General features: G+C 51.9%; 12 protein-coding genes and 3 pseudogenes. 2 read left to right on the top strand and 13 right to left on the bottom strand.

From position 1 onward, the window contains the following. The 8 genes and pseudogenes from CXB77_RS17000 to CXB77_RS16970 form a co-directional block, all read right to left on the bottom strand. Positions 1 to 242: hypothetical protein (locus CXB77_RS17000; protein WP_146108857.1), on the bottom strand; the 242-nt coding region annotated here is incomplete at its 3' end. A 226-nt stretch (positions 243 to 468) separates the two neighbouring features. Then, positions 469 to 633: a hypothetical protein gene (locus tag CXB77_RS22555; RefSeq protein WP_242445807.1), complete on the bottom strand. Its 165-nt coding sequence runs from the start codon at positions 631 to 633 to the stop codon at positions 469 to 471. Further along, positions 602 to 1,867: a Mur ligase family protein gene (locus CXB77_RS16995; RefSeq protein ID WP_242445806.1), complete on the bottom strand. Its 1,266-nt coding sequence runs from the start codon at positions 1,865 to 1,867 to the stop codon at positions 602 to 604. The genes CXB77_RS22555 and CXB77_RS16995 overlap by 32 nt, the downstream gene beginning before the upstream one ends. Beyond that, positions 1,860 to 3,181: pseudogene (locus tag CXB77_RS16990) on the bottom strand (dihydroorotase). Before CXB77_RS16990 ends, CXB77_RS16995 begins: the two are co-directional and overlap by 8 nt. Then, the gene (locus CXB77_RS16985; RefSeq protein ID WP_105074743.1) at positions 3,171 to 4,172 is read right to left on the bottom strand and encodes an aspartate carbamoyltransferase catalytic subunit; all 1,002 of its coding nucleotides are present in this window, start codon (positions 4,170 to 4,172) and stop codon (positions 3,171 to 3,173) included. The pseudogene CXB77_RS16990 and the gene CXB77_RS16985 overlap by 11 nt, the downstream one beginning before the upstream one ends. Next, positions 4,169 to 4,675, bottom strand: a complete 507-nt coding sequence (gene pyrR, locus CXB77_RS16980) for a bifunctional pyr operon transcriptional regulator/uracil phosphoribosyltransferase PyrR (protein WP_431520755.1) — start codon at positions 4,673 to 4,675, stop codon at positions 4,169 to 4,171. Before pyrR ends, CXB77_RS16985 begins: the two co-directional genes overlap by 4 nt. Before the next feature lie 58 nt (positions 4,676 to 4,733). Further along, complete coding sequence (ruvX, locus tag CXB77_RS16975; RefSeq protein ID WP_105074741.1) at positions 4,734 to 5,147, bottom strand: Holliday junction resolvase RuvX; 414 nt, start codon at positions 5,145 to 5,147, stop codon at positions 4,734 to 4,736. A gap of 27 nt (positions 5,148 to 5,174) precedes the next feature. After that, positions 5,175 to 5,741 carry a YqgE/AlgH family protein gene (locus CXB77_RS16970; RefSeq protein WP_105074740.1) on the bottom strand — a complete coding sequence of 189 codons (567 nt, stop codon included), beginning with the start codon at positions 5,739 to 5,741 and terminating at the stop codon, positions 5,175 to 5,177. A 136-nt stretch (positions 5,742 to 5,877) separates the two neighbouring features. Here CXB77_RS16970 and pyrE point away from each other — a divergent pair, with 136 nt between their 5' ends. Together pyrE and CXB77_RS16960 are read left to right on the top strand one after the other, a co-directional pair. Beyond that, complete coding sequence (gene pyrE / locus CXB77_RS16965; RefSeq protein WP_105074739.1) at positions 5,878 to 6,525, top strand: orotate phosphoribosyltransferase; 648 nt, start codon at positions 5,878 to 5,880, stop codon at positions 6,523 to 6,525. Further along, entirely contained in the window at positions 6,525 to 7,517 is a 993-nt protein-coding gene (locus CXB77_RS16960) for a DUF4124 domain-containing protein (RefSeq protein ID WP_105074738.1), read from the top strand. The genes pyrE and CXB77_RS16960 overlap by 1 nt, the downstream gene beginning before the upstream one ends. 31 nt (positions 7,518 to 7,548) lie before the next feature. Here CXB77_RS16960 and greA read toward each other — a convergent pair whose 3' ends face one another. From greA to CXB77_RS16935, 5 genes and pseudogenes are all read right to left on the bottom strand, one after another. Beyond that, positions 7,549 to 8,025 (bottom strand): transcription elongation factor GreA, encoded by a 477-nt coding sequence (gene greA / locus CXB77_RS16955; RefSeq protein WP_105074737.1) that lies wholly within the window; start codon positions 8,023 to 8,025, stop codon positions 7,549 to 7,551. Positions 8,026 to 8,136: 111 nt separating this feature from the next. Further along, positions 8,137 to 11,343 (bottom strand): annotated as a pseudogene (gene carB, locus CXB77_RS16950) (carbamoyl-phosphate synthase large subunit). A gap of 129 nt (positions 11,344 to 11,472) precedes the next feature. Further along, a pseudogene (gene carA / locus CXB77_RS16945) lies at positions 11,473 to 12,622 on the bottom strand (glutamine-hydrolyzing carbamoyl-phosphate synthase small subunit). A gap of 161 nt (positions 12,623 to 12,783) precedes the next feature. After that, the gene (locus CXB77_RS16940) at positions 12,784 to 13,296 is read right to left on the bottom strand and encodes a DUF1566 domain-containing protein (RefSeq protein ID WP_242445805.1); all 513 of its coding nucleotides are present in this window, start codon (positions 13,294 to 13,296) and stop codon (positions 12,784 to 12,786) included. 60 nt (positions 13,297 to 13,356) lie between these two features. Next, a complete protein-coding gene (locus CXB77_RS16935) occupies positions 13,357 to 14,565 on the bottom strand; it encodes a type II secretion system F family protein (protein ID WP_105074736.1) in 1,209 nt (402 codons plus the stop codon). Between the last annotated feature and the right edge of the window lie 24 nt (positions 14,566 to 14,589).

Below are 14,589 nucleotides of genomic sequence, written 5' to 3'. Positions count from 1 at the left end.
AAAATTTCATTCACATCTCCGGCATGGCGTTCAGTGAGTGCTTGCAAGCGCGTTTTCAGTTCAGCGGATAGCGCCGCACTGCTGTCAGACATTGCCAGTTCTGCGACCTCACGATTGGCTTGTGAGGCAATTTGACTGATGTTTAGGGTGCTGCGATAACCGACCCAACCGATAATAAGTAGCGGCACTAAAGCTGTAAGTATGAGGATAATCAGCAGTTTGCTTGTGATGCGAATTTTCATGTAGCCCTCTTAATCCCATCAAAATGTAAAGGGAATCATAACATTCACTGCGCATTTAAGAATCAATGGTTGTCATGTTGTTGTGCAACGAAAACCCTAAATGCAAATCGCCAGCACAATGGCTGGCGATTATTGTATTACGATAAAACTGCATAGATAGTGGTTTATATCCGATTACAGTTTATCTGCCAACCGCATGACCTGACGTGCCACTTCATCTTGATCGCTATACGGGCGTTTTATGTCCATTGCGATCAATATAACGCTCGTGTCCTTTGCCGGCAATTAACACGACCCAAGATTCTGTGCTTGGACGTTGCGCCAGCCAATTAAATACATACGCAATTGCTTCAGCGCGTTCAATAATAACAGTGCGCTTTTTCAATTGCATCAGTCGGCATTCCAATCAGAATATCGGTAATGATTTGCGCTGGGTCTTCAGTGCGTGGATTGTCAGAAGTGATAACGCAAAAATCAGAATGACGTGCTACTGCTGCGCCCATTAACGGACGTTTACTGCGATCGCGGTCGCCGCCGCAGCCAAATACAGTGGCAATCCGCGCTGCGGGAAAGCCGTGACGAATTGCGGTGAGAATAGTTTCGAGTGCATCTGGTGTATGCGCAAAATCAATCACAATCGTATGATTGCCCAGCGTTTGGCATTCAAAACGTCCATCAACGGCAATTAAATGTTGCCAATCATCACGCGCATTTTCACCGAGAAGGCTATTCGTTAAGGCAATAGCAAGCGCGTAATTATGGCGATTATGTTCCAATGCAAGAAAAGGTTTTGCGGCAATGGCGGCTGGCGGCAACGTCAATGCTGGCACGAGTTCAATCGGCACTGCTGGCTGCTGCGCTTGAAGCCGCGCCGCTACTGCCGGACTGCTGCAATACAAGCGCCCGTCTTTTTGAATCAAGTTCAAAATCAAGGCTTTGGCAGCAAAATAGCTGACTTCATCGTGGTGATAATCAAGATGATCCTGTGTGAAATTCGTCCACCCAGCATTGTGCAGCGGAATTCCGTGGACACGCGCTTGATCGAGCGCGTGGCTGCTGATTTCCATGACCACCACGTCGCAACGCGCTTGATATTCATGCAATAAACGACGCAGTTCAATTTGCGGCGGCGAGGTGAAACCGGTTTCCAACTGGCGCTGCCCATCGAGAAATAATCCCAACGTGCCAATTGAAAGTACGCGCTGTTCGTGCGCCAGCAGCATCGCTTCTACATATTTTACCGTCGTGGTTTTACCGTTTGTGCCGGTGACGCCGATGAAATGCAGTCGCTCGGTCGCCAGCGGATAACACAAATCGCAGCAGCGCCCGACCACCTGCGCCCAGTCTGCGGGCGCGACCACGACAATCAATTTGTCCGGCAACTGGTCGAAACACGCGAGTTGGCGGTTAGTTACCAGTGCAGCGCAGCGGCTCGATTGAAGATAACGCTGATAAATCTCGGCATCGCTCGGTCCGCCGTCAAAGCACTGAAAAAACAGCACCGAGCCAGCATCGCAAGCATCGGCTCGCCATTGAATGTTGGTGAGCGCAGGCAAGGTGACGGGCTGCTGCCGCCAGACGGCGTTGAGGCTGGCGAGTATTTGCAAAAGCGAAAAATCAGACATTGCCCACCGCCAGCGATTTTGCGCTCAGATTCTCAAACACGATGCGTCCACCGAGCGCCGTCAACACCACGCGCCCGCGCATTTCTTGCCCTAAAAACGGCGAATGATGCCCGTGACTGATGAGCGTTGCGGCGGTTGGCGTCCACATTTCAGCGGGATTGAACACGCATAAATCGGCAGGTGCGCCAGCCGCGAGTTGCCCCAAATTGCGCCCCAAAATCTCCGCCGGTCCAATGGTTAAACGCGCAATCACGCTTGGTAAATCCAACACGCCAGCCGTCACCAAGCGCAGCGCCAGCGGCAACAACGTTTCCAAGGTGGAAATGCCGGGCGCAGTTTCTGGAAATGGCGCAAGTTTGGCATCAGCATCATGCGGTTGATGATCGGAGCAAATCGCGGTCAATTCTCCTCGCGCCAGCGCCGCCTGCAACGCATTCCGATCTGCCGCAGTGCGCAATGGCGGAATCAGGTGATAGTTCGCATCAAAACTGGCGACATCATCTTCCGTGAAAAAAAGCTGATGCAGACTGACATCGCCGCTGGCGCGAACACCTCGCCGCTGCGCTTCCGTCAACATTTCCACCGCTCGCGCAGTGGACAATCCGCGAAAATGAATCGCGCTCCGGTCTGCTCGGCAAGCGCCAAATCTCGCGCCACTGCGACCGTTTCCGCGCTTCGGGAATGCCCGGCAAACCTAATCGCGTGCTGACGCGCCCTTCGTGGACACAACCACCAGCGCACAAATCAGGATCGCTGGGATGCAGAAAAACCGTCAGCCCAAAAGTGGCGGCGTATTCCAACGCTCGCCGCTGCACTTGCGCATTGCGAATCGGGCGATCTGCTTGGCTCAACACCGGACAGCCAGCGCGTTTGAGCGCCGCCATTTCGGTGATTTTGAGTCCGTCTAAACCCTGCGTCACTGCGCCAGCGGGCAATACGCGCATTGCCTAAACGTTTGGCGGTTTGACTGACCAATTGCGCCACTGCTGGCGTATCAATCACCGGATGCGTATCGGGCGGACAGCACAACGTGGTAATGCCCGACGCAGCCGCAGCGCGGGTTTCGCTGGCGATAGTCGCTTTTTGTTCGTGACCGGGTTCGCGCAGCCGAGCGCATAAATCAATCAAGCCGGGGCAAATCACCAGTCCCTGCGCGTCAATGACCCGTTCAGGCTGAAACGCGGCTGGCGCGTCACCAATCGCCAACACGCGCCCATCAGCAAGATGCACATCAATCACAGCATCAATGCCATTGGCGGGATCAATCAGCCGCCCGTTGCAGAGACTGAGGCGGAGCAGTGGATTATTCGCCATGTGCGATTGCCTCCTGCTGCTGACCGCGCAGATTTTGTGTGCCCAAACACATCGACATGATCGCCATCCGCACTGCAATTCCGTTACTGACCTGTTCCAAAATCACTGAACGCGAGCCATCGGCAACCTGTGAATCCATTTCCACGCCACGATTGATCGGACCGGGGTGCATGACAATCGCGTCGGGGCGAGCGCCAGCCAGCCGTTTTTCTGTCAAGCCGAACAGATAAAAATACTCGTGTGCACTCGGCAGCAACGCGCTGTTCATCCGCTCGCGCTGAATCCGCAACATGATGACGACATCGGCATCGCGCACACCTTCGCGCAAATCGTGAAACACGCGCACCCCGAACGCTTCTTCCACTCGCGCTGGCATCAACGTTCGCGGCGCAATGACGTGAATTTCCGGCACTCCGAGCGCCTTCAGCGCCAGCATCTGCGACCGCGCCACTCGTGAATGCAGAATGTCGCCGACGATGGCAACGCGCAGTTGGGTGAAATCCGGTTTGTGACGGCGAATGGTGAACATGTCCAACATGGCTTGCGTCGGATGGGCGTGACTTCCGTCACCAGCGTTAATCACGCTGACATGTGGCGCGGCGTGAGCGGCGATGAAATGTGCTGCGCCGCTGGTGGCGTGGCGCACGACAAACAGATCAACCTGCATCGCTTCTAAATTGCGCAGCGTGTCGAGCAGCGTTTCGCCCTTCGCCGTTGCCGAAGTCGAAATGTTGAGATTGAGCACGTCGGCAGAGAGCCGTTTAGCGGCGAGTTCAAACGTGGTGCGGGTGCGAGTGCTGTTTTCAAAAAACAGATTGGCGATCACCTTGCCACGACACAGCGGCACTTTTTTGACGGCTTGCTGGGCGACACTTAAAAAACCATCAGCCTGATCGAGAATATCTGTGAGCAATTCCCGACTCAGCCCGTCAATGGTTAAAAAGTGCTTGAGCTTGCCGCGCACATCGAGTTGTGAATACGGGCTATTCATGGGTGAACGCACAGCAGTTGCAGCGGAGTTGGACCAACTAACTTGAGGTGAATGTCACGGTGCAAGGCACTGCGCAATCCCACCACATCCGGCGCAATAGGTAATTCGCGCCCACTGCGCTCGGCCAAAATCGCCAGCAATACCGAAGCTGGGCGACCGTAATCGAACAGCACATTGAGCGCAGCGCGAATGGTGCGTCCAGTCGCCAGCACGTCATCGACCACAATCACATGGCGGTTATCAATGCCAATCGGCAGCGATGAGGGACGTACCTGCGGATGGATGCCGACGCGGGTGAAATCGTCCCGGTAAAACGAAATGTCCAAATAACCCAGCGGTTGCGTCAATCCCAATTGCGTGTGCAGCCGCTGCGCGATCCACACGCCGCCAGTGTGAATGCCGATCATCAGCGGATTTTGAATCTGACGCTGCTGTAGTAAGGTGTTGAGATCAGCGGTCATGGTGTAGAGAACGGTGTCGATTGCGGCGGCATCTTGCCAAATGTCGCTCTGCTCGCCGTTGAACAGGCTGTTGTTACTGAAGGTAGCGCCAGCGTGAAAATTAGGATTGTTCACAAAGCCAAGTTTCCAAAATGAGGGCAGCGGCGAGGGCATCGACTGCTTCCCGAGTGGGTGGTCGGCTGCCGGGGCGAGCAGCGAGCTGATGACGGGCTTCGATGGATGTCAGGCGCTCATCGACCAGATGCACCGTCAAACCAAAGCGCCCATGCAGTTGGCGAGCGAAGCGGTACACCTGTGGCGACCAATCTACTTCGGTGTCGTCCATATTAAAGGGCAATCCCACGACCAATGCGGCGGGTTGCCATTCCTGAATCAGTGCGGTGATGCTCGGCCAATCTGGTTGTTGGTTGCGACTGCGCAGCGTGGTTAAAGGCGTCGCCGAGCGGGTGAGCAGTTGACCAACGGCAATGCCGATTTTGCGCGGACCGAAATCAAAACCAAGTAGCGTCTGCATTGAATGTCGCAGTGATTGGGAAGTGGTTTAGGCGTGACCAATGTCGCCGCTGAGGAGATTCATATCTTCCACGCCTAGCAATTGCGCCGCTGCAACCCAGCGCGAACTCGGCGCTAAACGGAAAATAATGTCACTGCTCGCCGGACCGTTGAGCCACGCATTTGCGCCCATTTCTTGTTCCAACTGTCCACCGCCCCAGCCGGCATAACCGAGCGCAATTAAAATCTGTTCCGGTCCTTCACCGCTGGCAATGGCTTCGAGTACATCCCGCGACGTGGTGACGCTAATGTCAGGCGTAATGGCCAACGTAGAATCAAACGCGGGGCCGGCAGTGTGGAGCACAAAACCGCGATCCGTTTGCACCGGTCCGCCTTGATACACCGGCGTGTCGCGCACTGCGGCATATTCGGTGGAAATGTCAAGTTGCACGAGCAATTCGCCGAGGGTGACATCGAGTGGACGATTGATGACGATTCCCATCGCACCCTGTTCGGTGTGTTCGCAGACATAAGTCACCGTTCGCGCAAAATTAGGGTCTTGCAGACCTGGCATTGCGATTAGAAGATGATTGGTAAGTGAGGTGCTGAACGACATGGACGCTAGTATCCTGATCGGTGCGTGGTGAGACAAGTCTGCACGGTTGAACATTGGGTGTGAACAAATTTTGACACCGCCTGCGCCGTGAGATAATTCGGTTTTATCCCATTATTTTTGAAGCGAGAACGTCGCAATGTATGCGTATCAACGCACATTTTTAGATTTTGCGATCGAAATTGGTGCGCTGCGATTCGGCGAATTTACGCTGAAATCCGGTCGCCACAGTCCCTATTTTTTTAATGCCGGTCATTTCAATAGTGGAGCGCGATTAACGCAATTGGCGCGTGCTTATGCCCACTGCATCAGCGCCTCGGAAGTCGAATTTGATGTGCTTTACGGTCCAGCTTACAAAGGCATTCCGCTGGCGGCAGCCACCAGTATCACTTTAGCGAATGAACACGGACGGGAAACGCCTTATGCTTTCAATCGCAAAGAAGCCAAAGATCACGGTGAAGGCGGTTTGTTGGTCGGAGCGCCATTGCTTGGACGAGTGCTGATTATCGACGATGTCATCACTGCCGGAACTTCAGTGCGCGAATCAGTGGAAATGATTCAGGCAGCTGGCGCGATTCCTGTCGGCGTGGTGATTGCGTTGGATCGGCAGGAGCGCGGACAACATGCGCTGTCGGCAGTGGAAGAAGTACGCACTCAATTTGGTTTGCCGGTGCTCACGATTTTGACTTTAACCGATTTACAAACTTATCTCGACGAGATGACGACTGCCCCAGACGTTGCCGCCGCAGTGCGGGAATATCGTGCCCGTTATGGAGTATCTGCTTGATGCGTTGGCAGTATGCGCTGGGCGCGACATTACTGTTGTCGCTGTGCAGTTTCCGCATGAATGGTGCGGATTCGAGCAGCGAAATGCGCTTGTATCGCTGGGTTGATGACAATGGGATGGTGCATTACGCTGATCGCATTCCACCGACGCAGGTCAATCAGGGTCATACCACATTGAATCCTGAAGGCATTCGCACTGAAGTCGTTCCTCCAGCTCCCACCGCTGAAGACCTCAAACGCGCCGCAGAGCTGGAGCGTCAACAAGCTGAAAATGCCCGCCGCGCTGAAGAAGAACGAGTGGCAAATCAAGCGTTATTGAAGCGATTTCGTTCTCTGGAAGACCTGATTTTGGCGCGTGAAGGGCGCGTGGCAGCAGTCGATGCGATTAACCAAACCACCCGCGATAACCTGCGTTTACTCCAACGCCGCTTGCGTGAACTGCATCAGCAACAAGCCAGCCGCAAGCCAACGGATTCGTCGCTTCCCGCCACGTTACAAGCAGACATCGTGCGCGTTGAAGAACAGATTCGCACGGCGTACACCACGATAGTAACTCAAGAATTTCAAAAGGTTGCAATACGCGCTGAGTTCGATCAATTGCAGACTCGTTATGTCGCACTGAAAAACAATGCGCAACCAAATGCGACGCTACTGCCGCCGCCAGCGACTGAGGTGCTTGCAAGTAACATTGTGCGTTGTTTTGGCGCAGAAAATTGTCAACGTGATTGGGAACGGGCGCGGGCTTATGTGCGGGCATTGCCGGATATTCGTGAGGAAATCAACGGCGCTGGGCTGTTGATGGTCATGCAGCAGGATGATGATGAAGATCGGTTGTTAACCCTCGTGTGGATTCAACAGCCAGCAGATACTGCGGTGTATCTCTATCTTAATTTGGAATGTAAAAATCGGCTCACCGCCAGCTTGCTGTGCACCAATGCGGGGGCGCTGACCGCCCGCGATGGTTTTCGAGCGGCATTGATGAGCGCGAATTAAACATTTGATTTCAATTATTGCTTACAACAGTTTAAAGATATTGCACGTCTAAAATTTCAAATTCTCGTATTCCGCCCGGCGCTGTCACCGAAGCAATATCGCCCTCGCTTTTACCGATTAAACAACGCGCAATTGGCGATCCAATCGAAATCATGCCCAGTTTCAAATCGGCTTCATCTTCGCCGACGATTTGATAAGTCAGTTCTTCTTCTTTATCCAGTTCCAATACCCGCACGGTCGCGCCAAATACCACTCGTCCATTCGCATTCAACGAGGTCACATCAATAATCTGTGCATTAGATAACTTGCCTTCAATGTCTTTAATACGACCTTCAGCAAAACTCTGTTGTTCACGCGCTGCATGATATTCAGCATTTTCTTTGAGATCGCCGTGAGCACGAGCCTCAGCAATTGCTTCAATAATACGCGGACGTTCAACACGTTTTAATTGGTCGAGTTCTGCCCGCAGCTTCTCAGCACCTCTGGCCGTGAGAGGAATTTTATTCATTCGATGATGTCCTCAGTTAAAAACGCCGCCTGAATTGTGGCGGCGTATTGCGCCCATGTGGGCTGCATTAAAAACAGGCTGGCACGTAAAGCGATGCCAACCGAATTAAAATCAATACAAATCTTGCAACCGATTAACGCTCAAAATATCAAGCTGTTTTAATGCTAAACAGGTTGCTTCTGCGCCAGAAATAGTTGTGGTGTAACAGACTTTATGCTGGAGCGCAGCGCGGCGAATAGCTGCGGAATCCGCAATTGCTTTCGCGCCTTCGGTCGTATTCACAATAAAACCGATCTCATTATTTTTAATCATGTCTACGATGTGCGGACGCCCTTCGGCAACCTTATTCACGCCAATACAGGGCAATCCAGCTTCGCGCAATGACGCTGCCGTTCCATGCGTACCGTAAAGCGTAAACCCAAATTCCAACAGTTCACGCGCCACTCGCAGCAGCCGCGTTTTATCGACCTCGCGCACACTCAACATCGCTTTTCCAGCAAGATGCGGCAACAAACTTCCTGCACCTTCCTGCGCTTTAGCATAAGCCTCGCCGAATGATTCGCCGACGCCCATGACCTCGCCGGTAGATTTCATTTCAGGACCGAGCAGCGTGTCCACGCCCGGAAATTTAATGAACGGAAACACCGCTTCTTTCACGAAATAATGCTTAGGTTGACGCTCGCGCCGACAGCCTTGCTCCGCCAAAGTCGTTCCCACCATACACCGCGCTGCAACTTTTGCTAACGCCAGCCCAATTGCTTTAGATACAAAAGGCACGGTACGCGAAGCACGCGGATTAACTTCTAAAATATAAATGTCATCGCCTTTAATCGCAAACTGCGCATTCATCAATCCAACTACATTAAGCGCCCGTGCCATTCGCGTCATTTGTTCGCGCATTCGGTCTTGAATAGATGCAGATAAAGTATAAGGTGGCAATGAACACGCCGAATCACCAGAATGCACGCCAGCTTGTTCAATGTGTTCCATAATGCCACCAATTAAAACATCAGTGCCGTCGCAAATCGCATCGACATCGACTTCAATGGCATCATCAAGAAAACGATCCAATAGCACTGGCGATTCATTCGATACCCGCACTGCCTCACGCATATAACGGTTTAATTCCGTTTCATCGAAAACAATTTCCATTGCCCGCCCACCGAGCACATAAGATGGACGCACCACTAACGGATAGCCAATTTCGGCAGCTTTTGTTAACGCTTCCAATTCAGTACGCGCAGTCGCATTTGGCGGCTGGCGCAATCCAAGCTCATGAATCAGTTTCTGAAACCGCTCGCGGTCTTCTGCCAAATCAATACTGTCGGGACTGGTACCAATAATTGGTACGCCAGCGGCTTCTAATGCCCGCGCCAATTTAAGCGGCGTTTGCCCGCCGTATTGCACAATAACGCCATGTGGCTGTTCTTTTGCAACGATTTCCAGCACATCTTCTAAGGTTAATGGTTCAAAATACAGTCGATCCGAGGTGTCATAATCGGTAGAAACCGTTTCTGGGTTGCAATTCACCATAATGGTTTCATAACCATCTTCACGCAGCGCAAAAGCGGCATGGACGCAGCAATAATCGAATTCAATTCCCTGGCCAATACGATTGGGACCGCCACCCAATACCATTATTTTTTTGCGATCGCTAGGTTCAGCTTCACATTCTTCTTCGTACGTTGAATACAAATAAGCCGTACTGGAAGCGAATTCTGCTGCGCAAGTATCTACACGCTTATACACGGGATGCAAACCATAAGCATGGCGACGAGTGCGAATATCAGTTTCAGTCGTACTAATAAGATGTGCAATGCGCCGATCCGAAAAACCCTGCCGTTTTAGTGCACGTAGCCGATCAATAGTTAATCCGGCACAACCGGCTAAACACAGCTCGTTTTCAGCACGAATTAAATCCTCAATCTGCGCTAAAAACCATGGATCAATCCAACTTAATTCGTGGATTTCTTCTAAAGTCAAACCAGCACGAAACGCATCTGCAACATAAAAAATACGCTCGGCTCCGGCTTGGCGAACTTCAAGACGAATGGTATCCAGCGCATCGGGGCTGGTGAGATCAACCATTTCATCCAAGCCATAATGATCAATTTCTAAACCACGCAGCGCCTTTTGTAATGATTCTTGAAACGTTCGTCCAATTGCCATTACTTCGCCAACTGATTTCATTTGCGTGGTTAAACGCGCATCAGCTTGTGGGAATTTCTCAAATGCAAAACGCGGAATCTTGGTGACAACGTAATCAATACTCGGCTCAAATGATGCTGGCGTCGCACCGCCAGTGATTTCATTGCGCAATTCGTCGAGCGTATAGCCAACTGCGAGTTTTGCTGCGACCTTGGCAATTGGAAAACCAGTGGCTTTTGATGCCAGCGCCGATGAACGCGACACTCGCGGATTCATTTCAATGATAATCATTCGCCCATCAACGGGATTGATGGCAAATTGCACATTTGATCCGCCGGTATCAACCCCGATTTCGCGCAGCACGCAATTGCCGCATTGCGCATAATTTGGTATTCGCGGTCGGTGAGCGTTTGCGCTGGTGCGACGGTAATTGAATCGCCAGTGTGTACACCCATTGGGTCGAAGTTTTCAATTGAGCAGATAATGATGCAGTTGTCAGCGTGATCGCGGACAACTTCCATTTCGTATTCTTTCCACCCAAGCGCCGATTCTTCAATTAACAATTCGTGAGTCGGTGATAAATCTAATCCACGCCGACAGATTTCCTCGAATTCTTCTTGATTATAAGCAATGCCGCCGCCACTCCCGCCCATTGTGAATGAGGCCGAATAATGGTTGGAAAGCCAATTGAGGCTTGCACTTGATTGCTTCTTCTAAACTATGCGCAATTGCCGAACGCGGCATATCCAAACCGATTTTGCGCATGGCTTTACGGAATAAATCACGGTCTTCTGCCTTATCAATCGCCTCGCGGGATGCACCAATCAATTCCACGCCAAAGCGTTGCAATACGCCTTCACGGACTAAATCCAGTGCGCAATTTAACGCAGTTTGTCCGCCCATTGTCGGCAACAGCGCATCCGGGCGCTCTTTTTCAATAATTGCTGCGACGGCTCGCCAAGTGACCGGTTCAATATAGGTTGCATCGGCCATTTCTGGGTCGGTCATAATGGTTGCGGGATTGGAGTTGACCAATACAACGCGATAACCTTCTTCGCGCAGCGCCTTACACGCTTGCGCCCCGGAATAGTCGAATTCGCACGCCTGACCGATGACGATGGGACCGGCACCAATAATCAGGATGCTATGAATGTCAGTACGCTTTGGCATGGATTTCCAGTGCAATCGTTAATTTTGAGAATTTCTTTCGGGTAAAATGCGAGTATGGTTTCACAAAGCTGTAGCATTCATTTTTTGCGTTTGCCTATAAATGAAATCCATTAATAGGCAGAACAATAATTAGGCTTCTGTGGTGAATCGCCGCTCACGCATCAAATCAATAAAGTGATTGAATACGGGGCGACATCATGCGGGCCGGGCTGGCTTCGGGATGACCCTGAAAACTGAACGCGGCGAGTGCGGTGGTGAATGCCTTGCAGCGCCATCAAACAGTGAGCGATGAGTGGCTTCCAATGTTTCCGGCAAGCTGGCTTCATCGACCGCAAAGCCATGATTTTGGCTGCTAATCATCACTGCGCCCGTGCGCAAATCCTGCACCGGATGGTTCGCGCCATGATGACCAAATTTCATTTTGCGCGTTTGTGCGCCACACGCCAGCCCGAGCAGTTGATGACCGAGACAGATGCCAAACAGCGGCGTATCGGTTTCGAGCAGGTCACGAATTGCGCTGATGGCGTAATCGCACGGCGCAGGATCGCCGGGACCGTTCGATAAAAAGATGCCATCGGGTTTGAGCGCCAGCACCGTCGCCGCTGGCATGTGCGCTGGAACGACGGTGATGTGACAACCGCGAGCGACTAACATCCTCAAAATGTTACGTTTAATCCCATAATCGTAGGCGACAACGTGATACGGCAGGCGCTCGCGGCTCGGTGGCAGCGGCTCCGGCAACCCAGCGCGAAGTGTCCACACACTCTGCGTCCATGAATAGGCTTCAGTGGTTGAAGCGTGTTGCGCCAAATCCATTCCGGCAAGACCGGGAAATGCTTGCGCTGCCGCGAGTGCAGCAACTTCATCAATAGTTTCAGCAGCTTGAATACAACCGTTTTGTGCGCCCTTTTCCCGCAAAATGCGTGTTAAACGGCGAGTGTCGATGTCCGCAATGCTGACGACATTGTGGCGCACCAGATACGCATCGAGATGTTCATGCAGCCGGAAATTGCTGGGCTGAATAGGCAAATCACGAATGATGAGACCGGCAGCTTGCACCGACCGATTCATCATCTTCGGGATTGACGCCAACATTGCCGATGTGCGGATAAGTCAGGGTGACGAGCTGCCGGAGATATGACGGATCAGTCAGGATTTCCTGATAACCCGACATGGCGGTGTTAAACACCACCTCGCCGACGCTCATCCCATCGGCACCAATAGACGTTCCGTGAAAGACCGAGCCGTCTTCCAGCACCAGAACTGCGGGTTTTCTCAAGGGGTCTCTCCGAATTCGGGCGGGGACATGTTTGTCACTGCGCAGACATTCAAAACAGTGTGAGCATGTCATATTGCGCCGCAAGTTGGGCGCTGATTGAAAGCGATTCTAAAGAACCACTCTGAAACTGTCCACGCGAGCGGTGAACGCTCGCTGCCGAATTAGGGCGCGGGTGGTTTGAACGTGCCACGCACCAGCCGAATTTTTGCCGTTTGTATTTTGCCGGGACGATGCGGTTTGCCGGTGAAAAAACTCACGCTCCAAATGCGTTCTACACTGCCTTTATCCAATGATGCCGACCAAAATAATGTGCCGGGCGTATTCGGAAACACTTGCGTATTGATCGCTGGAGCTAAATGACATTTTTCCACAATGCTTAATAACTCCGCATCGGTCGGCAGTCGCCAATTATCGGTGAGCGTTGCAGTTAATCGAGTCACTTGCGCCCAAGAAAAAATCTGCGGTTTCCCATCGCAAATACCGTTCGCCGCGTTCCACTTTTGTCCTAATGCGCAGCTTTGCCATTCTAATGTCGTCGGTTTATGTAATACTCGGCTGCCATCATCAATGGTTGCAAAATCAGTTGACGGAGTGGTTTCGCAACACCGCCAACGCACCGATCCGCTGCGCTCGGAATATCTGCCGCCATAGCGCAATGAAAAAATGCCCAGCATAACCAAATTGCTGCGCTCCATTTAACTGGCTTAATTGTGCCAAATGCAGCCGTGTTCATATTAAAATACCAACTCATTTGCGCCGAGAATCGCCATTAGAATCGAAATGATAATTCCGGCTACAATCACGCCTAAACCAATAATTAACAATGGCTCCAACAATGTCAATAATCGCTGTACGCTGGCGCGAGTTTCTCGATCATAAATCCCCGCCACTTTTGCCAGCATTGCATCCAAACTACCCGATTCTTCACCGACACGAATCATTTGCAATGCCAAATCCGGCAGCGCCTGTAATCGCGCCAATGGTGCTGCCAATCCGCGTCCATGTTTAAGATCGTCGCCGGCTTCAATTAATAACCCAGCAATTTTGCGATTAGAAACGACTTCTCGCGCTAGCGTCAGTGCGGTTAATAACGGCAGCCCATTTTTTAATAGCGTTGATAACGTGTGACACAGCCGAGCGGTTTCCATTTTCCAAATCAATTCACCAAATAACGGCAACGCCAGCACCCGCCGATCAACACTTTCACGCACCACGGGATTTTGTAGCCAACGTTCAATTACCACTGCGATCAGCGCCATAGCGCACAGCATCGCCCACCAATAATTGCGAAATAGATCGCCAGCAGCGACCACAATTTGCGTCGGCAGCGGCAATGCTGCACCCATATCTTCAAATAAAACCGTGAATTGCGGCACGACAAATACCAGCAGCATGATGACCGATAGCGCAGCAACAACCAGCAAAATCGCCGGATACACCAGCGCCGAAATCACGGTTTGGCGCAATTCGGCGAGGCGCTCCAAATAATCTGCCAGCCGGTCGAGCACCTGATCGAGTGCGCCGCCAGCCTCGCCCGCTTTCACCATGTTGATGTAAAGACGAGGAAATTGTCCGTCTTGCTCCTCCAGCGCCCGCGAGAAAGTCGCGCCGCCACGCACCCGTTCCTGCAAATCCGCCAGTACCCGCGCCAGATGTGGTTGTCCGCTAAGATCAACCAGAATTTGCAGCGAGCGATCTAACGTCATTCCCGCTTCTAAAAGCGTCGCCAATTCACGGGTTAAAATGCTAATTTCTTTATGATTTAATCGCCGCTGGCGCACTCGTTTTAATCGCGCCAGCAGACTTTTTGAGGTACGCGCTTCAATGAGAATTAAGCCATCACGTTGCAATTGTTGCCGCAAAGTTTCTTCGTTTGCTGCGTCGATTTCGCCGGCGATTAATTCGCCATCGAGTTTTACCGCTTGATAAAAAAACTTGGGCATCGCGCTATTCCGTGGTGAATGCAA

Origin of the sequence: Chromatium okenii (assembly GCF_002958735.1) — a bacterium.
Taxonomy (GTDB): domain Bacteria; phylum Pseudomonadota; class Gammaproteobacteria; order Chromatiales; family Chromatiaceae; genus Chromatium; species Chromatium okenii_A.
Note: the sequence above shows the minus strand (reverse complement) of the source record. Positions and strands in the feature narration are given on the sequence as shown.

Bases quoted from the DNA above. Each gene is read 5' to 3' on its own strand.
- CXB77_RS16940 (WP_242445805.1), bottom strand. From the start codon at position 13,296: ATGCTGGGCATTTTTTCATTGCGCTATGGCGGCAGATATTCCGAGCGC.
- CXB77_RS16935 (WP_105074736.1), bottom strand. From the start codon at position 14,565: ATGCCCAAGTTTTTTTATCAAGCGGTAAAACTCGATGGCGAATTAATC.
- ruvX (WP_105074741.1), bottom strand. From the start codon at position 5,147: ATGCAGACGCTACTTGGTTTTGATTTCGGTCCGCGCAAAATCGGCATT.
- CXB77_RS22555 (WP_242445807.1), bottom strand. From the start codon at position 633: ATGCAATTGAAAAAGCGCACTGTTATTATTGAACGCGCTGAAGCAATT.
- CXB77_RS16970 (WP_105074740.1), bottom strand. From the start codon at position 5,741: ATGTCGTTCAGCACCTCACTTACCAATCATCTTCTAATCGCAATGCCA.
- CXB77_RS16995 (WP_242445806.1), bottom strand. From the start codon at position 1,867: ATGTCTGATTTTTCGCTTTTGCAAATACTCGCCAGCCTCAACGCCGTC.
- CXB77_RS16960 (WP_105074738.1), top strand. From the start codon at position 6,525: ATGCGTTGGCAGTATGCGCTGGGCGCGACATTACTGTTGTCGCTGTGC.
- CXB77_RS16985 (WP_105074743.1), bottom strand. From the start codon at position 4,172: ATGAATAGCCCGTATTCACAACTCGATGTGCGCGGCAAGCTCAAGCAC.
- greA (WP_105074737.1), bottom strand. From the start codon at position 8,025: ATGAATAAAATTCCTCTCACGGCCAGAGGTGCTGAGAAGCTGCGGGCA.
- pyrE (WP_105074739.1), top strand. From the start codon at position 5,878: ATGTATGCGTATCAACGCACATTTTTAGATTTTGCGATCGAAATTGGT.